This window comes from Microcystis panniformis FACHB-1757 (assembly GCF_001264245.1).
In the GTDB taxonomy this organism is placed as follows: domain Bacteria; phylum Cyanobacteriota; class Cyanobacteriia; order Cyanobacteriales; family Microcystaceae; genus Microcystis; species Microcystis panniformis.
Genome location: NZ_CP011339.1, coordinates 768,339 through 788,119 on the forward strand (window position 1 = coordinate 768,339; position 19,781 = coordinate 788,119).

General features: G+C 41.0%; 20 protein-coding genes and 1 pseudogene. 14 read left to right on the forward strand and 7 right to left on the reverse strand.

The window, feature by feature from the left end; all coding sequences use genetic code 11:
* Positions 1–16 precede the first annotated feature (16 nt).
* Positions 17–922, reverse strand: coding sequence for a hypothetical protein (locus VL20_RS03675; protein ID WP_002770465.1), 906 nt, complete (start codon positions 920–922; stop codon positions 17–19).
* Between the two features lie 145 nt (positions 923–1,067).
* Entirely contained in the window at positions 1,068–2,222 is a 1,155-nt protein-coding gene (locus tag VL20_RS03680) for an ISL3 family transposase (protein ID WP_052275591.1), read from the reverse strand.
* A gap of 198 nt (positions 2,223–2,420) precedes the next feature.
* On the opposite strand from VL20_RS03680, the gene VL20_RS03685 reads away from it, so the two are divergent.
* Both VL20_RS03685 and hypE read left to right on the forward strand, forming a co-directional pair.
* The gene (locus VL20_RS03685) at positions 2,421–3,254 is read left to right on the forward strand and encodes an Rpn family recombination-promoting nuclease/putative transposase (protein ID WP_002760540.1); all 834 of its coding nucleotides are present in this window, start codon (positions 2,421–2,423) and stop codon (positions 3,252–3,254) included.
* Positions 3,255–3,359: 105 nt separating this feature from the next.
* Positions 3,360–4,430: a hydrogenase expression/formation protein HypE gene (gene hypE, locus VL20_RS03690; protein WP_052275637.1), complete on the forward strand. Its 1,071-nt coding sequence runs from the start codon at positions 3,360–3,362 to the stop codon at positions 4,428–4,430.
* Between the two features lie 68 nt (positions 4,431–4,498).
* Here the strand turns inward: hypE and VL20_RS32230 are convergent, their stop codons facing one another.
* A complete protein-coding gene (locus tag VL20_RS32230) occupies positions 4,499–4,798 on the reverse strand; it encodes a hypothetical protein (RefSeq protein WP_284525998.1) in 300 nt (99 codons plus the stop codon).
* Here VL20_RS32230 and VL20_RS03700 point away from each other — a divergent pair.
* Genes VL20_RS03700 through VL20_RS03710 form a run of 3 tightly spaced genes read left to right on the forward strand, consistent with a single transcriptional unit; the run spans position 4,779 to position 6,377 of the window.
* Positions 4,779–5,123, forward strand: coding sequence for a hydrogenase maturation nickel metallochaperone HypA/HybF (locus VL20_RS03700; protein ID WP_052275638.1), 345 nt, complete (start codon positions 4,779–4,781; stop codon positions 5,121–5,123). The genes VL20_RS32230 and VL20_RS03700 overlap by 20 nt on opposite strands.
* Positions 5,114–5,932 carry a hydrogenase nickel incorporation protein HypB gene (gene hypB, locus VL20_RS03705; RefSeq protein ID WP_052275639.1) on the forward strand — a complete coding sequence of 273 codons (819 nt, stop codon included), beginning with the start codon at positions 5,114–5,116 and terminating at the stop codon, positions 5,930–5,932. Before VL20_RS03700 ends, hypB begins: the two co-directional genes overlap by 10 nt.
* Before the next feature lie 46 nt (positions 5,933–5,978).
* The gene (locus VL20_RS03710; protein WP_002787811.1) at positions 5,979–6,377 is read left to right on the forward strand and encodes a helix-turn-helix domain-containing protein; all 399 of its coding nucleotides are present in this window, start codon (positions 5,979–5,981) and stop codon (positions 6,375–6,377) included.
* A 263-nt stretch (positions 6,378–6,640) separates the two neighbouring features.
* Here the strand turns inward: VL20_RS03710 and VL20_RS03715 are convergent.
* A pseudogene (locus VL20_RS03715) lies at positions 6,641–8,730 on the reverse strand (recombinase family protein).
* A gap of 78 nt (positions 8,731–8,808) precedes the next feature.
* Between VL20_RS03715 and VL20_RS03720 the strand changes: the two are divergent.
* Positions 8,809–10,146 (forward strand): proton extrusion protein PcxA, encoded by a 1,338-nt coding sequence (locus VL20_RS03720; RefSeq protein WP_052275640.1) that lies wholly within the window; start codon positions 8,809–8,811, stop codon positions 10,144–10,146.
* Between the two features lie 35 nt (positions 10,147–10,181).
* On the opposite strand, the gene VL20_RS03725 is transcribed toward VL20_RS03720, so the two are convergent.
* Both VL20_RS03725 and VL20_RS03730 read right to left on the reverse strand, forming a co-directional pair.
* Entirely contained in the window at positions 10,182–11,000 is an 819-nt protein-coding gene (locus VL20_RS03725) for an Rpn family recombination-promoting nuclease/putative transposase (protein ID WP_052275641.1), read from the reverse strand.
* A 36-nt stretch (positions 11,001–11,036) separates the two neighbouring features.
* Complete coding sequence (locus tag VL20_RS03730; protein WP_052275642.1) at positions 11,037–12,344, reverse strand: hemolysin family protein; 1,308 nt, start codon at positions 12,342–12,344, stop codon at positions 11,037–11,039.
* 267 nt (positions 12,345–12,611) lie between these two features.
* On the opposite strand from VL20_RS03730, the gene VL20_RS03735 reads away from it, so the two are divergent.
* Positions 12,612–14,096 carry a polysaccharide deacetylase family protein gene (locus tag VL20_RS03735; protein ID WP_052275643.1) on the forward strand — a complete coding sequence of 495 codons (1,485 nt, stop codon included), beginning with the start codon at positions 12,612–12,614 and terminating at the stop codon, positions 14,094–14,096.
* 51 nt (positions 14,097–14,147) lie between these two features.
* On the opposite strand, the gene VL20_RS03740 is transcribed toward VL20_RS03735, so the two are convergent.
* Positions 14,148–14,933 (reverse strand): segregation/condensation protein A, encoded by a 786-nt coding sequence (locus VL20_RS03740; protein ID WP_052275644.1) that lies wholly within the window; start codon positions 14,931–14,933, stop codon positions 14,148–14,150.
* Positions 14,934–14,984: 51 nt separating this feature from the next.
* Here VL20_RS03740 and pdxH point away from each other — a divergent pair, with 51 nt between their 5' ends.
* The 7 genes from pdxH (at position 14,985) to VL20_RS03775 (ending at position 19,747) form a co-directional block, all read left to right on the forward strand.
* Positions 14,985–15,629 (forward strand): pyridoxamine 5'-phosphate oxidase, encoded by a 645-nt coding sequence (gene pdxH / locus VL20_RS03745; RefSeq protein ID WP_052275645.1) that lies wholly within the window; start codon positions 14,985–14,987, stop codon positions 15,627–15,629.
* A gap of 231 nt (positions 15,630–15,860) precedes the next feature.
* Positions 15,861–16,163 (forward strand): trypco2 family protein, encoded by a 303-nt coding sequence (locus tag VL20_RS03750; RefSeq protein WP_052275646.1) that lies wholly within the window; start codon positions 15,861–15,863, stop codon positions 16,161–16,163.
* 118 nt (positions 16,164–16,281) lie between these two features.
* On the forward strand, positions 16,282–17,067 hold the full coding sequence (locus tag VL20_RS03755) for a trypsin-like serine protease (RefSeq protein WP_052275647.1): 786 nt from the start codon (positions 16,282–16,284) through the stop codon (positions 17,065–17,067).
* A gap of 430 nt (positions 17,068–17,497) precedes the next feature.
* Positions 17,498–18,244 (forward strand): hypothetical protein, encoded by a 747-nt coding sequence (locus VL20_RS03760; RefSeq protein WP_052275648.1) that lies wholly within the window; start codon positions 17,498–17,500, stop codon positions 18,242–18,244.
* A gap of 35 nt (positions 18,245–18,279) precedes the next feature.
* Positions 18,280–18,531: a hypothetical protein gene (locus VL20_RS03765; RefSeq protein WP_052275649.1), complete on the forward strand. Its 252-nt coding sequence runs from the start codon at positions 18,280–18,282 to the stop codon at positions 18,529–18,531.
* Between the two features lie 705 nt (positions 18,532–19,236).
* Positions 19,237–19,485 carry a type II toxin-antitoxin system Phd/YefM family antitoxin gene (locus VL20_RS03770; protein WP_002739617.1) on the forward strand — a complete coding sequence of 83 codons (249 nt, stop codon included), beginning with the start codon at positions 19,237–19,239 and terminating at the stop codon, positions 19,483–19,485.
* A complete protein-coding gene (locus VL20_RS03775; protein WP_002739840.1) occupies positions 19,478–19,747 on the forward strand; it encodes a type II toxin-antitoxin system RelE family toxin in 270 nt (89 codons plus the stop codon). The genes VL20_RS03770 and VL20_RS03775 overlap by 8 nt, the downstream gene beginning before the upstream one ends.
* The last annotated feature ends 34 nt before the right edge of the window (positions 19,748–19,781 follow it).

Here is a 19,781-nt window from a genome sequence, read left to right on the forward strand (position 1 = left end):
GTTTGATTATAACTGATTAATCATACCAACTACTGCGCCACGCCGCTTCCGCTTGAGCGATAGTATATTCTTTGCGAAGGTGATGATATTGTTTACCTAGACGATTTAATTGTTCCCAAAGGGAGCGAATTTGATTTCTTTCGACACTTAAGCGCGTATCAGCAAATTCCAGTTCAGCCATTCGTAGATGAATTGCCGTTACTTTAGTGACTTTGCCACTTGAAAAATTATGATCATCCCCATCATCTTCATCTTCATCTTCATCTTCATCTTTTTCCTCCTCTGGTTCAGGGTTTTTAGCTTCTACTAAAATGTTTAACATATTATTTCCTCCACCTAGGGATTGTCCCTCTTCTCCCGCTTGAATTGCCATATCGATAATTTGACTGGGTAGATGAGGGGGAAGAATATAAGCTTTTTGTAGTTGCTGATTAATTTGTTTGGAGAGATGATTGAGAATCTCGATACAGTTTTTTTCCAGCACTCGACAACAATAAAGTAAAATATCGGGGTTATTAATCTCTCCAGTTGCGGCTAGATTTTCTGGTTTGTTTAGAAAAAGTTTCAAGAAATCTGGGGTATTTTTCGTCTCTGCTGGACTTTTAGAGAATCCTACCCCTGAAAATGTCCCTCGATCGAAGCTCTGCTCGCCCAATTGCTGTAAACTGGCTTTAGCCTCTTGTCCTAGAGCTTTGATCTCCTCTTGTAGTTTCTGACGATTGCTGTGGGAGAGAGCCAGAAATTCCCCCCCATAGTAGCGGGTACAGATATGATACACTGCCCCGATCGCCTGTTTATAGAGAGATTCACCGAGTAAATCAAGATAAATTCGGTATTTTTCCCGCATTCTTTCGGCTAAATTTGCCACTTCCGTTTCTATGTTCCTTAAATCTTGTTGTAGCTTGTTCAGTCTTCCAGTCATAGAAATTTTACCGAGGGAGAAGTTAGCGATCGGCGAATTCTATTATAGCGACTCACTGTCAGCTATAGCGCCCTGACCAGGGGGAGATGTTTAGACTCGATCGGTTGTCAGTTAGGCTCTTCTGGTTTTCGTGTGTTAATTTTTGTTATGAATTAAAGCAAGCAAACAGCTTAAGTCGAAGATGTTCAAAATTGGTAAATCCATAACTCATTCTTTTAATAAGCTTTATTTTGGTATTCATTCCCTCAATTAATCCGTTGGTTGTCTGATTTTCAAAGTAATTACAAATACCTGGCAAATGCTTCTGGATCATCCTGGCACTACTTTCATATAATATCCCGCCTATTCTTATCCATTTTTCCAATTTTCTCTCAGCACCTCTGAACGTTCTACTACTTTGATAAATTTGTCTAATTTCTTCTTTCATTTCCCCGGCTATTCCTAAGCATGGATGTTCTTTCAGAATAACTTCTAGTTGTTGTTTTTGCTCGTCCTTTAAGTCCTCTTTATTCTTCCATAATAAATGAGGTAATCCTTTTTCATGCACCCCCATTAACTTTCTCAATTTATTAAGCTCGTCATTGATGATAGCCATTACATGAAAACGGTCATAGATGATTTTAGCATTGGGAAATAATTCCTTGATCACTGCTGTAAATCCTGACCACATATCGACGCTCACTTCTTTCACTTTCTCCCGAACTGCGTCTGGCTGTGCTTTTAAGGCTTCCATTAATTCTTCTTGCTTATGTCCTTTAATCACATCTAGTAAAATTTTCTTGTCCATATCTACGACCGTTGTGATGAAATCTTTATGTCCTTTTAAGTTACTAAATTCATCTAAGCTTATTCGTTCTGGTGCTTCCCACTCTTCCTTTTCTAGTTCTTTAGCACAGTGATTAAATATTAACTCAACTTCTGACCATCCTAACCCTTCTTCTCGACTTATTTCTTCGATGCTACAATTTTTTACTCTCTCATAAATCATCGATTCATAGCGAATTGTATGATGCTGTCTTAATCTCATAAAACTCAGTCTTTCGCTGATATACTTTTGGCACTTTTGACAATGAAACTGACGGCGTGGTACTTCTAAATATACTGGATTACCTAATATTGACAAGTCTCTGACTAGATTATACTCTGTCTGATTGATTCTGTCTAAGGTTTGATGGCAATTCGGACATTCAATTGTTTCATTTAAAAGAGCAAGCTTTAGGAAAATTGTCTGAGCAATTTTTTGATAATTGACCACTGTTACATTTGGTAAATCGAGGAGTTGATCAAAATTTATCCACATAACCCACCTCCTGTTCTGTGTTACTATTATACCATGCTCACACAGAACCTAGAAGAGCCTCAGTTATTTTAGCTATTAGCTTTTTGCAGACCAGCTTTTAGCATTTGTTTTGGCGAAGATAACTGCTATAATCAGGCTAATTAGTAGGAAAACTCTCTATCTCTATATTTTTGCATAGTTTACACCACAAGTCCGGGCATGAAAACCGACAGTATTTTTTATGATCTTTTTCAATCTTATCCGTCAATTTTCTTTGAATTAATCAACCTTTCCCCCGGAGAAGCCGAGAATTACCGCTTTGATTCCGTCGAAATCAAGCAACTAGCTTTTCGTATTGATGGCGTATTTTTGCCCAATATTACCGATCCTAGCATTCCTATTTATTTCTGCGAGGTGCAATTTCAAGATGATCAGAATTTTTATGGCCGTTTCTTTGCTGAAATCTTCTTATATCTCAGTAAAACTGCTTTTAACAATGATTGGCGCGGGGTGGTCATTTATCCCCATCGTCGGGTAGAATCAGATAAGATTTTACGTTATCAAGACTTATTGACATCTGGGAGAGTGACGCGAATCTATTTAGATGAACTAGATGATATTAATCAAGATTCCCTCGGTATTGCCACCATAAAATTAATTATTGCTAAAGAAAATCAAGCCGTGGCAACAGCCAAACAACTTATTGAACGAGTGCGAACTGAATTTACCCAACCGCAAAACCTCCTACAATTAATAGAAACGATCCTTATCTATAAATTACCACGTCTAAGTCGCCGGGAGATAGAAGCCATGTTTAGTTTAGATGAACTGAAACAAACCCGTTATTTTCAAGACGTTCGAGAAGAAGGTAAACTGGAAGGTAAACTGGAAGGTAAACTGGAAGGTAAACTGGAAGGTAAACTGGAAGGTAAACTGGAAGGTAAACTGGAATCTGTGCCGCGTTTATTGGCTTTAGGTTTAACGGTAGAACAAATTGCTCAAGCCTTGGACTTAACTGTAGAAAAAGTGCGAGAAATACCAGAAACCCATTAAGATAATCTAGCAGTAAGCTATGACAGTGTTTTTCATCAAGATAAAGTGTAACCTAATTTGCTATCGGCCACCGACTACCCAAAACGAAAACTTACTACCTCACCTATGACTAGCACTCCTTCAGCTTCTTTAAAATTAAAAAAAACAAAAATTACCGACACAAATATCACTCTCTCCCATGGCAGCGGTGGCAGAGCAATGCGGGATTTAATTAACGAGATATTCGTTAGTAACTTCGATAATAACTTACTGGCACCCCTTGAAGATCAAGCCCGATTTGAGATTAAAGATTTGGCTAAAATAGGCGAGCGCTTGGCATTTACAACCGATTCCTATGTGGTTTCTCCTCTATTCTTTCCGGGGGGTGATATTGGCAGTTTAGCAGTCAATGGAACCGTTAATGATTTGGCTGTCGGTGGGGCAATTCCTCTCTATCTCAGTTGTAGTTTTATCCTCGAAGAAGGTTTATCTATCGACACCCTAAAAACCATCGTTACTAGCATGAAAATAGCCGCCGAAAAAGCAGCAGTAAAAATCGTCACCGGGGATACAAAAGTCGTTCTCAAGGGACAAGGGGATCAAATATTTATTAACACCTCTGGAGTCGGAGTAATTCCGGCCGGAATCAATTCTGGGGCGAATAATTTACAAGTTGGCGATCGCATTTTGCTAAACGGTTTTCTGGGGGATCACGGTGCCGCCATTCTGATTGCTAGGGGCGAATTAGACCTACAATGCACAATCGAAAGCGATTGTCAAGCCTTGAATTCTTTAATTTCTGCAATTCTGGCCGTTTGCCCACAAGTTAAAGCGATGCGGGATGCCACTAGAGGCGGATTAGCCACGGTTTTAAACGAATTTGCCCAAAGTTCAGGGGTGGGAATACAGGTGCAGGAAACGGCGATCCCCATCCGGGAAGAAGTGCGAGGAATGTGCGAATTATTGGGCTTAGAACCGCTTTATCTGGCAAATGAGGGCAAATTAGTCCTTGTCGTGCCTCCAGAGGCAGAAAATCGCGTTTTAGCAGTGATGCGTTCCCATCCTGACGGTAAAAATGCCGCTTCTATCGGGGAAGTCGTCGCTTCTCCCCCCAATTTAGTTTACTTAAAAACCCCTTTCGGCACTAACAGAATTCTCGATATGTTAGTCGGTGAACAATTACCGAGAATATGTTAATTAGACAGGAGACAGTTTTAAAGGAAAAAGTGAAAACTAAAAAAACAGATAGTTGGGGTTTTGGGGTTTTAGTTGAAATTTCCCTGATAACTGATAACTGATAACTGATAACTGATAACTGATAACTGATAACTGATAACTGATAACTGATAACTGATAACTGATAACTGATAACTGATAACTGATAACTGATAACTGATAACTGATAACTGATAACTGATAACTGATAACTGATAACTGATAACTGATAACTGATAACTGATAACTGATAACTGATAACTGATAACTGATAACTGATAACTGATAACTGATAACTGATAACTGATAACTGATAACTGATAACTGAAAATGCACGAACTAGGAATCACCCAAAATATTATCGAACTTGCCTTAGAACATTCCCGAGGAATGAAAGTTAAGCGCGTGGTGTTAGAGATTGGTAAACTAACGGCAATTATGCCAGAATCGATCGCTTTTTGTTTTGACACCTGTTGTCAAGGTACTAATATAGAGGGGGCAATGTTAGAGATTCTGGAAATTTCTGGTTTAGGACAGTGCCAAGATTGCGAAAATAAGCTAGAACTAGAATATCCCTACGGAATCTGCGATCAATGTGGTAGTCGCAATATAGTCATTTTACAGGGTCAAGAATTAAATCTCAAATCCTTGGAGACAGAATCCTTATGTGTGTAACCTGTGGTTGTTCTGATAACTCGGAAGTAACGGTAACTAATCCGCAAACGGGAACCCATGAACATATTTTAGCCGATGGTACTGTTATTAGTCATAGCCATCACGCTCACGCTCACGAGCATGAGCATCCCCATCATCCTGCGGAAATTCACGCTCAAATTCATGGTAATATTCTCCAAGTTGAGCAAAACCTGCTGGCAAAAAATAATCTATTAGCGGCACAAAATCGCGGTTGGTTGAAGGGGAGAAAAACTGTTGCTCTTAATCTGGTTTCTTCCCCCGGTTCGGGAAAAACTACCCTGTTAACTCGCACAATTGCCGATTTAAAAACCGCTATTCCTATCAGTGTCATTGAGGGAGATCAAGCAACAGCTAATGATGCTCAAAAAATTAGTGAAACCGGTTGTCAGGTTATCCAAATTAACACCGGAACAGGTTGTCATTTAGAAGCATCAATGGTAGAGAGAGGATTAATCGAACTCGATCCACCGATGAATTCTTTAGTCATGATCGAAAATGTTGGTAATCTAGTTTGTCCTGCTTTATTTGATTTGGGAGAAAATGCAAAAGTCGTCATTCTTTCCGTCACCGAAGGAGAAGATAAACCGATTAAATATCCCTATATGTTCCACGCTTCTCAAGTCATGATCTTGACAAAAATAGACCTACTGCCCTACGTTAATTTTAACCTCGATCGCTGTTTAGATTACGCCTATCAAGTTAATCCCAATCTGAAAGTTTTTCAAGTTTCTGCTACCACTGGAGAAGGTTTAGATGCTTGGTACAGTTGGTTAACATCACTGGTTTAAGTTAAGTAGTAACACACCCAAAAAGTTCAGTCTAACCGAAAGAAAAATGACCCTAGCACTTGATGACAATATTTATAATCAACTGTTGACTAAATTTCAACCTAAAATCATTGAAAATGAGGAAGAATATCAACAAGTTCGTCATCTTCTTCTTAATCTAATTAGTAAACAGGATCGACTACCAGAAGAAACCGCGATGGTTAAATTAATGGCGACAATTATTAAGGATTTTGATGCCAAACAACCTCAACCAGAACCAGCTTCACCGCAGGAAGTATTATTACACTTAATGTCAGCTAACAACATGAAACAAGCTGATTTAGTTAGTAAAATTGGTTCTAAGGGGGTGGTTTCTGAGATTGTTAATGGCAAGCGATCGATTAGTAAAGCTCAAGGGAAAATTTTAGGAGAGATTTTCAATGTTTCCCCCAGTGTATTCATTTAATTCTCTATTAGTTTTTAATGAAAACAGCCGTCATTGTTCCCCCGATTAAATGTCAAGGTATCAAAACTAAACTGGTATCATCAATCAAAAGTTTAGCGGATCAGCAAAACTGTGAGCGCTGGATAGAACCCTTGTGTGGTTCGGAGTTGGTAGCTTTTAATTGACAACCCCAAAAGGCCTTATACTAAATCTAGTTATTAAAAACTGATTATTTATTTCCCCTTTTGCATTTCCTAACCAAGAAGTTAATTTTGTTCTAGTGCTTAATCATATTCTTTTGCCGCTTGTACTAAAGATAAAAGTTGTCCGGTTTGATCAGTTCCCGATACTCCTAAATCACTGTGACAGAGGATAACTTTTTCGCTTACCCTTGCTAATAAATCCCTTAAAATTCTCTGTAAACGTGCCTGATTTTCCTCTAATTCTGCTTCCGTTGTCCAGCGTTGATAGGGACTTTCTCGCCAAAAAATCGGCGCAGCAAAAAGAGTGGAAGCACCTCCTTGTTCCCAGAGTGGGGAGGAACAATCTAGCCAAAAATGCCAACGATGACTAGAACGAAAAGAACGATATTGAAAGATATTGCCTAGGGTAACTGCCGGGGAAGATTTAATAAATTGTCGCACAGGATAGGGATTAGCAGTGATTGTGCCACGACGCAAAAGTTGGATAAACTGACTAATAGTTTCGCTGGGACTTTGAAAAGAGGGTTCACTCTCACGCAAACGGCGATCAATCTCCCAAAAATGTTGGGCAGTTTCCATTAATTCTCGCAAAGCTGCCAAGTGATCGAAGGGCAAATTTTCCCCATCGTTTAATAATTCTTCGATCGCTTGATTTAAGACAAAAATCGGGAAAAGTTTGGCTTCTTGCTGCCGTTTTTTCATCCCTTCGATCCAGTGACAAATTCTTTCGTAGGCAGTACAAGCTTTTTGTCCTAAGCGATCCCAACGGGGAAAAGTTTCGATCGCTAATAAACGGGGATTTTCCAGATCCACTTGATAACAATGATCGGCAATTAATCCGGCGCGGATTGGATCGATATCGGGAATTAAATTTTGTTCTTCATCCCAGCGATAACGGCTAAAAATCACCAGCATTTCCGCTATAGCCTCTTGGGGGCTAAACGCCCCAAATTTTCATAAACAAGGGCGAGAAGGGTCAATAATGCCCGAATCAGAGGACAACTGATCAGGGGTCGTTGTTCGTTGAGGGGTTGAACGGCTATCCCAGCACCGGTTAAAATTTCCATCAGGCTATAACGGGCGATTTCGTCTAAACCAGGGGCAATAACGGCGATTTCTTCGGGTTTTACTGCTCCTTGCTTGACTGCTTGAATAATAGCTGTGGCTGTCTTCCGTAACAATTCGGCGCGAGAGGTGGTTTGCAGGGAGATGAATTGATCGGGAAGATTGCCAAGATAGTTACCGTCGCTGATTAAGGAGAGAACCGTCTCGCTAAACTGAGCAGCTAACCCGTCAGTGGTAGATAATGACATAATTTGACAGCGTGCCGCTAATTTTTGTAGATAATCGGGATCGGCAGTTAATCCTAAGCGAATTTTTCCCTGGGGATTGTAGGTAAAAACGCTAAAATAATCATGATCGAGGAAAAAACTGAGTAAATCCTTGGCAATAGCTGGATAATCGTCCACATCGTCCGCAAAAACTCCCCGGAAGCGTTTTAATAGTTGCTGTTGATAACGACTATCAGGGAATAAATAGCGCCAATAGAGTTCGTAGATGATACCATAACTTAATAAACCACGTTCTAGAGACCAATCACGCCATTGAATGATTAATTCTCCCACTTTTTCTGGTATTTCCTGCTCATTAATTGCTAAAACTCGTTTTAGATCTGTTTCTGATAATCCGTCGGCTAATCTTTCGGGTATCTTTTCTGCGGGAACACCACTAGCGCCGGCTAATTGTAACAAATCGAGAACTTGACGGACGAAACGATATTCATTTATGCTAGTAAGCTGGAAGAATTCAGCGATTGCTGGTTGCCAGAGACGGGTGGCGAGTTCCTGCTCCGTTTCTGGGCGTAATCGGCGGGGAAATTGCGCTTTTAGCTCCAAAAACTCGAAAATTAACGGCCAAAACAGAATGACTTCATCGGTGAGAAAACCTAAAGGGGTTTTGCAGAGAATCGGATAGCTACCCCTAACAGCAATGGCTAATTGATCGGCTAATTCCCGTTTATTATCATCGTTGGCAGCGAAAACTAAGATCGATCGAGGAAGGGGGGATGATTTTGAGCGATCGCGAGACACCCAGCGCCGAAATTCCCCGACTAAAGCGGTGGTTTTTCCCGATCGCGTGCCACCTTCGATCCAAATTGGTATGATTGACATCGTTTTTTCTCGATTGTATTTGTTAAGATAACTGATCGGTACTCTAGCTTTTCTCCCTTGTGGAAGTAATTGTTTCCTATGAATCTTAATCGGATTTTGCAAGGTGTTAATCAATGGTTATTACAAACTCCTGAACGTTCTTTAGATGAGGCCTATCATGCAGCTTTGAAGATTAAGGAAATAGAAGATAAGCATTTTCAAGGGCGAAAAGTGGCGAATGAATTCTCGAATTATGGCAGCAGCACTAATTCCTATTTTATCGCAGAAGTTAAAGGTTATCTGCAAAAAATTAAAGTCAGATTGACGGAGTTTAAAGCTAGTCGATCAATCGTTAATACCTTCGGACCTAATCAACCGACAATTAATAATGGGGTGATTACTGTCACCACAGATGTTTGTCTGAAAAAACTTCAGTTTATCGATAGTATTATCGGAAAATATCAAGATAATTATTGGCAAGAAGATATTCAAGATGTTCCCAAAAGTATCCAGAACAGAAATTTTGAGCAGGAAACAGCCAAAAATAAGACTTCTAGAAATCGCTCTTTTTTAGCAGCGGGTAGTATTGAAGATGAGGAAATAATCAAAAGTAATAAATCCCAAAAAGCTACGGAAAAACCGGGGGTTTTACCCCGTTCTTTTGTCAATACTTTTAACCGCATTAAACAGGAAATTGATCCCCAAGCGGAGGAATCGGAGGAGGCAGTTTTAAAGAAATTTCGCAATTCTCGTTATAAAACAGCCATTTCACTCAAGTTTATTTTACTGTTAATTATTGTTCCTTTATTAACCCAGCAATTAACCAAAACTTTCCTGATTACCCCCTTGGTTAATAAATATTTCCAACAACAGGAACAGTTTATTTTTATCAATCAGGATTTAGAAGAAGAAGCTTTTTCGGAATTGAGAAGATTTGAGGAAGCTTTACATTTTCGAGGTATGATTGGTTTAGCACCCAAATTATCTAACGAAGAAATCGAGGGAGAAATTACCAAAAAAGCTGCGGTACTAAGTGAAGAATTTCGCCAACGAGGTTTAAATGCGATCGCTAATATTTTCGCCGATATTTGTTCCCTGATTGCCTTTGGTTTTGTTGTCGCTTTTAGTCGTCGGGAAATCGAGATTGTCAAGTCTTTTCTGGATGGCATTCTCTATAATCTTAGCGATTCAGCTAAAGCTTTTTTAATTATTCTCTTTACCGATATATTTGTCGGTTTCCACTCTCCCCACGGTTGGGAAGTGATCCTAGAAGGGTTAAGTCGTCATTTCGGTTTACCGGAAAATCGCGAGTTTAATTTTCTCTTTATCGCCACTTTTCCCGTTATCTTGGATACAGTCTTAAAATATTGGATTTTCCGTTATCTCAATCGCATTTCTCCCTCAGCAGTGGCTACCTATCGTAATATGAATGAATAGGGTAAAATCGGGGAGAAACTTGATAATTTACCCTTCTAATCTGGGAAGGATAATTTTGCTGCTGTCTCTTGTACTTTGGTAAGTTCTAATTGCAAAGCAGTGGCAATCTGTTCTATACTTAAACCTAAGGCCAGTAAACCAGCAATCGCTTCAGTTTTAGCTTCTTCACGACCTTCTTCACGACCTTCTTCACGACCTTCTTCTTTAGCTTCTTGATAAAGTCGAGTTTGTCTGAGATCATCTAATCCGAACATAGCTTCTAACTCCGTGCGACTAAGATTAGTAAATTTATAGGCCAAGGTTCTTTCAATTAATTCTACAACTTTTTGCTGGAAAACTAGATCATCAATTTCAGCGATCGCTTTTTCTAAAAGTGGTTTTCCTCGTTGCTGTGCTAATTGGGGTGTAGCGACGATTAACTGAATAATTCCTAAACCCAGAGACGGATCTGGACTATCGATTAATTCATCTAAATAAATACGTCTGATCTGTCCCGTTATCTCAAATCCCCGTAGTTGATAGGGAAAATTATTGTCGATATCCCTGGAGGCAAATAAAGCTACAGCCATCCAATCCTGAACGGGTTTATACTGATTGAGATAGATGACAATTTCTGTTAAAAATCGCCAATAAAAATCGCTTTTATCCTGAAATTGCACTTCAACAAAGTAAATAATTAGTTCCGGTGCTGCTGTGGTCGGTAAAAAAATACCGTCAAAACGACGCGCTAATTCTTTGATTTCTCGGGAGGAGAATTGATAATTTTCAGCTTTCTGGGTTGATTCTCCCAGTAATTCAAAAATTAACCCCGGAAAAGTTTGCAAGAGTTGATAAAAAATTGTATCGGTCTTCACAAGCTTGAAAAAATCTAGATATTTACTAACAATTACTTACAAATCATCCAACAAGAGCGTGACTAACACCTTATCGACGCGATTACCGTCCATATCCACCACTTCCAAGCGCAACCTTTGCCATTCAAAATGATCAGCAGCCCCCGGAATCCGGCCAAGATGGGTAATAATAAAACCCCCTAAAGTGTGATAATTCCCCTGTTTTTCCCCGGGTAATTCACTGATTTCAAATAATTCTTTAAAATCTTCGATCGCCACTGTGCCATCGATCAACCAAGAACCATCTTCCCGCTGCACGATCTGAGCATCTTCAATATTATCTAATTGGGGTAAATCGCCGACAATTGCCTCTAAAATATCCTGGCGCGTCACCAATCCTTGAATCACCCCGTACTCATCCACTACCAAGGCAATATGATGGCCACTTTGCTGTACCAATTCTAAAACCTTTAAACCCCTAGTGCTTTCCGGCACAAAAAGCGGCTGCTGTAAATCCTTCGTTAGATCGAAACTTTCACCGGTTAAACAATCGGCCAATAAGTCTGTGACTTCGATTACCCCCAAAACCTCATCTAAACTGCCCTGACACACAGGAAAACGGGTATGATTGCTCTCAATTAGCTTCTGGCGGTTAATTTCGGCACTATCTTCCAAATCTAACCAAACAACATCTGGACGCGTGGTCATAATCTGACTGACTCGGCGATCGCTCAATCCTAACACCCTTTCCACCATATCCTGTTCTGCTTCCTCAAAGGTTCCCGCTTCGGTTCCCTGTTTAAGCATAATTTTCAATTCTTCCTCCGTAATTGGGGAATCATTATTATTACCGCTAATCCCCAACAAACCGAGAATCAGATTAGTCGATTGACTCAAAAGATGGACAACGGGCGAAACAATTTTTGATAACCTATTCAGAGGATCAGCAACGAGGATAGCGATTTTTTCAGGATTACTTAAACCTAACCGTTTCGGCACTAATTCCCCCACCACTAGGGATAGATAGGTAATAATTAACACCACTAATCCTAATCCCAAAGCTTGACTGTAGGGGGCTAAAACAGGAACTTGGGCCAATAATTGCGCCACACTGACCGATAAATTAGCTCCTCCGTAGGCCCCGGCAAAGATACCCACTAGGGTAATGCCAATCTGCACCGTCGATAAAATTTGATTGGGATCATTGGCCAATTTTAAGGCCACCGCCGCCCGTCGATCATCTCTGGCTAATTGTTCCAAACGGATTTTGCGGGCCGAGACAATGGCAATTTCCGAGAGAGCAAAGACTCCATTGAGGAGGATGAGGAAGAAGATAACAAGAATTTCGGTAGTCGCCGAGAACATGGTTAAAATTTACAGGTAAAAGGGCGGATAGTTGTTTGTATCATAGTGCGAGGATCGGTTAAGTTCAGTAAAGAATCATCTTGATTTTTAACGAGTTACGAAGGCTTGTGTCTGGAGGGGGTTACTCCCAGTATAAATGGGATAGGATCAAGTCCGCACTCTTAGCTCAGTTAGCAGTGAACAGTCAGGAGTGACCTGTTGCCAGCAAAAAAAGTTGTCCCTGGGAGAGTGGGGACAAACTATCTCAATCTATTCGCCTGAAAAATTATGATCGCTACACCCGTATCATCGAAATCGAACCCTATCACGGAAATCCGCCCTGGACTACCGACTATTTGCGGTTGGGAACAGGAAATTGCGGCGATTGTCAATCACGATGATCCGATCTTTTTACCGACAACAAATCTCAAATTAGACAATATTAAGGCTGGTTTTGCCTGTGCTTTGCATATGCACCAACCCACCATCCCCGCGGGTGTTAACGGTGAATTAATCGGCAATCTCCAGCATATGTTCGAGCATCAGGGGGATGGCGATAACCATAATGCCAGCGTTTTTGCCTGGTGTTATAGTCGCATGGGCGATTTTATCCCAGAATTGGTGGCGGAAGGCTGTAATCCCCGGATTATGCTCGATTATTCCGGCAATCTCCTCTGGGGTTTGGTACAGATGGGACGGCAGGATATCCTCGATAAACTCAAATTAATCACCTGTAACAGTCAATATCAACCCTATGTGGAATGGTTGGGGACGATGTGGAGTCATGCGGTGGCTCCTTCCACACCGATTCCCGATCTAAAATTACAGATGCAAGCATGGCAAACCTATTTTGCCTCGATTTTTGGGCCGGATGCCCTGAAACGAGTCAAAGGGTTCTCTCCCCCAGAAATGCACCTTCCTAACCATCCCGATACCCTCTACGAGTATATTAAAGCCCTGAAAGAATGCGGCTATCGTTGGTTATTGGTACAGGAACACTCGGTGGAAAATCTCGACGGTTCGGGATTGAGTCAGGAACAAAAATATATTCCTAATCGCCTGGTGGCCCGCAATTCTCGGGGTGAAGTGATTGCGATTACTGCTTTGATTAAAACCCAGGGTTCCGACACCAAATTAGTCGCCCAAATGCAACCCTACCACGAGGCCAAATGCCGCGGTAAACAGCAAATCGGCGGCGTTTGGGTTCCTTCCCTAGGTTCCCAGATTGCCGACGGTGAAAATGGTGGCGTGATGATGAATGAATTTCCTCGCGATTTTCCCAATCCTTGGCGGGAAATGCGGGGGGGTTCCAGTGTGGCAGGATTTAACGGTACGGAATATCTGGAGTTAATCGAGGCGGCTGGCGTTAATCCCCAAGATTATCCCCCAATTCAAGCCGTACACCAGCATAAAATCTGGCAGCGAGTTAATCCCGATGCCGCTACCCCGGAAGCAGTGGAACAGGCGATCGCTGATTTAAAACAGTCCGACCACCGTTTTAGCATGGATGGGGCATCTTGGACAAATGATCTCAGTTGGGTGCGCGGTTACGAAAATGTCCTCGAACCGATGAACCAATTAAGCGCTCAATTCCACGAGAAATATGATCCTTTAGTACAGGCGGATCCTAGTTTTACCCGACGACCGGATTATCTGGAAGCACTGCTTTATAATTTGCTCGTGCAAACCAGTTGTTTCCGTTATTGGGGCCAGGGTACTTGGACCGATTATGCCCGCACTTTGTACGAAAGAGGCGCGGCCTTAACCCGCTAAGATAGTAAGGTATCTAGGGCGCAGATTCTGCGCCCTGTTAGTATATTTATACTAGCAAGGGATGTTCGCCGATGAAGTAATTAAAGAAATACTCAAATCCTGATAAAAATCCTCTTGTTTTAATTCCACTTTTGATTGAGAAGCCAGTAAAAGTAAAGCCCAAAAAATCGCCACCTTTTCCTGTGTTGCCGAGTGACTAGAGGGCTTTTCTGCTTGCCATAAATCTAATAAATACTCAAACTCTATCTCCTTTTTCTCCAATTGAAAAAACTTTCTCTGCAAAAAAAAGTCCAGTTCCGCTGCCAATTCCGTCAGGTTTTCTTGGTGGGCCAATTCCGTGATAATTTGTACCGCTTCCCGTCGGGATTGGGGCCGGGGTTTCGGGACAACTACAGCCAGTTTCGGTAAAGCTTCAATCTCTAGGGCAATCTGTTGTAATTGAGTGATTAACTCCTGCAAAGTTACCCGTCTTTTTCGCGGTGGTGGGGCGGCAGTACGACGGCGAATATGATTTTCTAGATAACGGGGTAAAGTTCTTAATTCTCTTTCTAAGTCGCTAATTTCCTCATCAATCAGACTTTCTTCTTGCTGGTCTAAAGACAATCTTTCTAGGGTATCAGCCTTAAATAAAACTAACATGGAAGCCCATAAAAAAGCCTGTCCCGATTGGGGTAAATTAGCCTGGGCCATGGCTAAATCTAGATCATTTAATAACCCCAATTCTGCCAAAAAGCGATCGATCACATCAATAACCTGCACATCCCAGGGGTCAATTTCTCCCTGTTCCGCCATTTCTAAAAGAGAGGCGATCGCATCACTGGCCGAGGTGATAGTCATGATTGTAGAATCTTGTAGGATCTCAAAGGATAGAATTTAGCAAGCAAAACCATGGACATATCGATCGCTGACCTGCGTTTGGACTACAATCTTGAAGAATTGCTAGAGTCAGAAACATCTGCCGATCCTTTCATTGTATTTAAACAATGGCTAGAACGGGCGGTATCTTCGGGAAGATTAGAACCCAACGCTATGACTTTAGCCACTATTTCCCCGGAGGGTAAACCCCGGGCCCGCATGGTACTGTTAAAAGACTTCGATCCTCTCGGTTTTGTTCTCTTTACCAACTACCACAGCGCCAAAGGACAGGAATTAATCGCCAATCCCAATGCAGCCCTAGTGTTTTGGTGGGGAGAATTGCAACGGCAAATTAGGATCGAGGGAACTGTAGAAAAAATCAGCGAGGAGGAATCGGATAATTACTTTTTTGTCCGTCCCTGGGAATCCCGTTTAGGGGCCTGGGCCTCCAATCAAAGTGAAGTGATTTCGGGGCGGGATATCCTCGAAAAACGCCTAGCAGAACTAAAAGAAGAATATGCTGGTCGTGAAGTTCCCCGTCCTCCTCATTGGGGCGGATTTCGCCTAATTCCTAGTTTAATCGAGTTCTGGCAAGGTCGCCCCAGTCGTCTCCACGATCGTCTCTGTTATTATCGTCAAGAAGATGGCAGTTGGCAAAGGCAACGTTTAGCTCCTTAGTTTTATTTTGACACCTTGTATTGGCAAAATAGCTCGATGCTAATTCAATTTGTCATTTTAGTCTTGAGATAATATTAGGTCGATGTCTTTTCCCAACCCGCGCTTACCTTAGCGATCGGGTTGGGCTATTATATCAATTGGATAAAGGCAATCTCTCTGCCCTAAAGTCTCAGAAAAACGATAGAATTGAAAGGGTTTTTGTTTGCATCCTTCAAAAATAACTAGAGAATTATGGACATCAATAAAGTTGGACTTCGAGAAACCTTAGAAGCATTGCGGGTTGAACTGAGTAAATCTATTTTAGCCTCTGAGGGTGAGCAGATTCGCTTTGAAGTGGGTGACATTGAATTAGAGGTTCAATTTGTGGTTGAGCAGTCGAAAGAAGGCAAAGGTGGGCTGAAATTTTGGGTAGTAGAAATGGGTGGGGGTGTCACCAATAAAGATACGATAACCCATAGAATTAAAATTCCCCTTAAACCCATTGGGAAAGATAAAAAACCTGTATTGACAGGAAGTGATGATATTCCCGATTAGAATTTTATACCCCTAGGGACGCAATGCTTGCCCCCAAAGCAGTTAATTTGTAGGATGGGTTAGCGAAGCGTAACCCATCACCATCCCAGAAGAATAGGTTACATCAATCCGATAAGTTATGCCCCAATTCCAACCCGATCGCGCTTTAGAAATTGTTGCCCCTAAATACGGCACTGCCTATCGAATTGGGGGACGTTTACTCTTGACTTGTCGGCATCTATTTGATAATAGTAACGACTGTAAAGTACGATTTAGATCAGCATCAAACTATTCTGATAAGCAAGACATAGACGCTAAGGTAATTTGGAAAGCTCCCGATAATATCGATATAGCCTTAGTAGAATTACCAGAAACTATCGAAACTTGTGATCCTGTAGGTTTTGGGTTGTTACCTGATGCGAGTAGCACCCAAAAAGTTAAATTTGACTTTTTGGGATTTCCTCTATTTTTACGGTATTCTGAAGATGGTATAAAATACGCCACAGGGTTACATATTCAGGGAACTATCGATGTGGCTAATCGTGTTCCTCATAACCGTTTGTTATTAAATATTAAAGATAGTCAAGACATACAACCCACCGATGAACAATTAGAAAGATTAGCAGAAGATCAGTCACCTTGGCAAGGAACATCGGGATCAGCAATTGTTTGTTATGGGTTAGTGGTGGGTGTGCAGAAATGGCATCAAAATCCAGATCGTCCTGAATCTTTAGAAGCTGAATCTTTGGCAAGAGTTTATGACAATCCCGAATGGGGTGAGATATTAGAAAGTCATGATATTGATCCTGAACCTAAACCCGTTATATCCGCTTCTTTAAAATCTTCTTCCTATCGCAATCAGTCCCTATCTTTCCCCTGCTTTGTTACCCGAAGCCTTGCAAGTTGCCAGAGGGATTGGGGATGAATCCAAACAGGGTGAGAGCATCTCAAACGCTATTGACAATTAGCCAATTTTGTGAACCGCTTGCTGTGTGGGCATTTCAAGTGATACCAGTCAATCAGAATAGTTACGAAATATTCACATTTGGTCGATTTTTGCTTAACAATTGAGATGGCCAATTCTCCTCAAATATGCCTGAATCGCTCTCTGGGTAAGCAAATCACATAAAGTTGATTTTGTCAAGAATTGTTAAGATGCGCTTACCCTGGGATGGGTTAGCGGTAGCGTAACATTAGCGGGTGTTGGGTTTCATGCTTCAACCCAACCTACGTTCATCTTATATTTAATTCCACCCACCTACTTAGAATATGAAACTTATGTTCCTCTTGCAGATCAGCTTTTTACGATATACTTAGAAGAAATAAATAAGGTTTTGCTCAAGGATTTTTTGCAGATGGAAGGAACTATTTTACGCTTCGACACCTCCAATAACACAGGGGTTATCAGAGGCAATGACGGGACAAGATACCAGTTCACAAACTCCGATTGGAAGGACGAAAAAGAATTTCCCAGAGTGGGGTTATTGGTGAATTTTGAGGTTAACTTAAACAATGAACCCGTTGATATTTACTGTATTCCTAAAGATAAGGGAAAGAGAATATGGCAGTATGATGGATATCTGGTGATGTTGCGGGGGGCATCTCTACCAAATCGCTGTATCAAAACCAATCGCCCGGTAACGGGAAAAGAAGAACAGACTTTATCCTTTAATCCTTTATTCGTTAATTTTTCTGCCCTTTTTTCTGCCCTGATTAGAATCATTTTTTTAATCATTTTTTTAATTTTTGTGCCCTGGATTGTAACAATACCGGTTATCATTGCATATTTTGCTATGACAAAATACGAAAAAATCACTTTTGGACTTTCTCAAGAAGTTAAAAAACAGCACAGATTATTAACAGATACGATTTTATCGTGCGTAATTTTTATGATAATTATGGCTGCTGTTAATGTACATTACAGCTTAGTAATATTTGCCCTATTGTGCTTGCCGTTTTGGTTGATTTTACGGAAATCGCCACTGTCAACTTCTGGAATTTCAATAGTCTGGATTCAGGGTGAATACATTTGCATCCGTGGAATCAATAAAGAATATCTTTCTGAGTTTCCTGAATGGAGTAATTATAGACGACGTGGTTAGTTTTTTATTTATCCGAAATCTTACCAGAAGTTTTAGTGGTTGCCAGAGAGTTTGGGTCTGAATCCTCCCGTGCAGAGGCATTAAAAGCCTTAACCGCCACATTAACCCCTGCTAATGTTGACTTATCTTTCTGGCAAGATGTCCTTCAGGCTTTGGGAACTCTCACTCGTCCTCGTTTCCTCGAAACTATTCCTAACTTAGTACCTTTAATCCTTCATTTTGAGGGAGAGGTCGCCTTAAGAGAAGTGTATCAAAGTATTAAGGATGTTAGTCGGTGGTGGAAATAATTCCCCTTATGATGTATAATGCTAGACCATAGCGGATAAGGTATTCAACCGCTCTAAAAACCTAGCTATCTAATCGATAGGCGCACCTTGAAAACTAGAGTTATAGGGTTCCATAAAGGATTGCTTTTATGGGTAAAAGCTCTAAGCATCAAGTACCAGAGAAACCAATTATTTTAGAGGTTTTGAACTGTATCGTAGGGCATACGAGAACAGGCTTCTGTAATGGAGCGAAAGTCTGAGGAGAGACTCGCCTCTGGGTTAGATACCGCAAGGGGTCTGATTTAAGCGAACTCGTTGAGCCAGAAATTCTAATCAGCGATGATAGAAGAATCCACGTCCGTTCACGGCGCGGAGTATGTCAACGGAAGTGTTACCCGAAACCCTTAGAAATTGCCAGAACGATTGGGTCTGAATACCCGCGTGCAGACGTATTAAAAGCATTAACAGCCACATTAACCCCTGCTAATGTTGACTTATCTTTCTGGGAAAAAAACCTTCAGGCTTTGGGTACTCTCACTCGTCGTAAGTTCCTCGAAACTATTCCCAACTTAGTCCCTTTAATCCTTCATTTTGGGGGAGAGGTCGCCTTAAGAGAAGTGTATCAAGGGATTAGGGAGGTGAGTCGCTGGTGGAAGTGATTGCCCTGTCAATAATTGCTATAATAGCTAAAATGGTCATAATGGCTAGTTTCTATAAAGGTTAGTTATGAAAACATTAGGAGCCTCAGAAGCAAAAAATCGCTTTGGCGAACTGTTAGACTTGGCTCGAAGAGAACCAGTAAAGATAGCAAAAAAGGGACGTAATGTTGCAGTCGTGCTGTCAATCGAGGAATTTGAGAGATTTTCCGAGTTAGAAAATCAACTTTTGGCTTTACAGGCAGAAAAAGCTCATCAAGAAGGTTTTATCGGAACAACAGAAAGTGAGGCTTTACTGTCAGAAATTTTAAATGCTTAAGATTAACCTATCTCGACAGGCAACTAAACGCTTAAAAAAACTGCCAGATAAACACGCCAAACAAGTAGCCACAAAAATAACCGAACTGAGAACAAATCCCTATCCCCAAGATTCTCTAAAGTTAAAAGGATACTCTTATCATAGAGCCGATATTGGTGAATATCGAATCGTTTATCGTGTTGAGGAGCAAACACTAGAAATCTTGCTGATTGACAAACGAAACGATGATGAAATTTATAAACAACTAAAGAGAACAATATAGAGAATCTTAATTATCAACCATCAATTAATTAGCG

Excerpts from the sequence above, each read along its gene's own strand:
- VL20_RS03675 (WP_002770465.1), bottom strand. The coding sequence starts at position 922 with ATGACTGGAAGACTGAACAAGCTACAACAAGATTTAAGGAACATAGAA.
- VL20_RS03680 (WP_052275591.1), bottom strand. The coding sequence starts at position 2,222 with ATGTGGATAAATTTTGATCAACTCCTCGATTTACCAAATGTAACAGTG.
- VL20_RS03685 (WP_002760540.1), top strand. The coding sequence starts at position 2,421 with ATGAAAACCGACAGTATTTTTTATGATCTTTTTCAATCTTATCCGTCA.
- hypE (WP_052275637.1), top strand. The coding sequence starts at position 3,360 with ATGACTAGCACTCCTTCAGCTTCTTTAAAATTAAAAAAAACAAAAATT.
- VL20_RS03700 (WP_052275638.1), top strand. The coding sequence starts at position 4,779 with ATGCACGAACTAGGAATCACCCAAAATATTATCGAACTTGCCTTAGAA.
- hypB (WP_052275639.1), top strand. The coding sequence starts at position 5,114 with ATGTGTGTAACCTGTGGTTGTTCTGATAACTCGGAAGTAACGGTAACT.
- VL20_RS03710 (WP_002787811.1), top strand. The coding sequence starts at position 5,979 with ATGACCCTAGCACTTGATGACAATATTTATAATCAACTGTTGACTAAA.
- VL20_RS03720 (WP_052275640.1), top strand. The coding sequence starts at position 8,809 with ATGAATCTTAATCGGATTTTGCAAGGTGTTAATCAATGGTTATTACAA.
- VL20_RS03730 (WP_052275642.1), bottom strand. The coding sequence starts at position 12,344 with ATGTTCTCGGCGACTACCGAAATTCTTGTTATCTTCTTCCTCATCCTC.
- VL20_RS03735 (WP_052275643.1), top strand. The coding sequence starts at position 12,612 with ATGATCGCTACACCCGTATCATCGAAATCGAACCCTATCACGGAAATC.
- VL20_RS03740 (WP_052275644.1), bottom strand. The coding sequence starts at position 14,933 with ATGACTATCACCTCGGCCAGTGATGCGATCGCCTCTCTTTTAGAAATG.
- pdxH (WP_052275645.1), top strand. The coding sequence starts at position 14,985 with ATGGACATATCGATCGCTGACCTGCGTTTGGACTACAATCTTGAAGAA.
- VL20_RS03750 (WP_052275646.1), top strand. The coding sequence starts at position 15,861 with ATGGACATCAATAAAGTTGGACTTCGAGAAACCTTAGAAGCATTGCGG.
- VL20_RS03755 (WP_052275647.1), top strand. The coding sequence starts at position 16,282 with ATGCCCCAATTCCAACCCGATCGCGCTTTAGAAATTGTTGCCCCTAAA.
- VL20_RS03760 (WP_052275648.1), top strand. The coding sequence starts at position 17,498 with ATGGAAGGAACTATTTTACGCTTCGACACCTCCAATAACACAGGGGTT.
- VL20_RS03770 (WP_002739617.1), top strand. The coding sequence starts at position 19,237 with ATGAAAACATTAGGAGCCTCAGAAGCAAAAAATCGCTTTGGCGAACTG.
- VL20_RS03775 (WP_002739840.1), top strand. The coding sequence starts at position 19,478 with ATGCTTAAGATTAACCTATCTCGACAGGCAACTAAACGCTTAAAAAAA.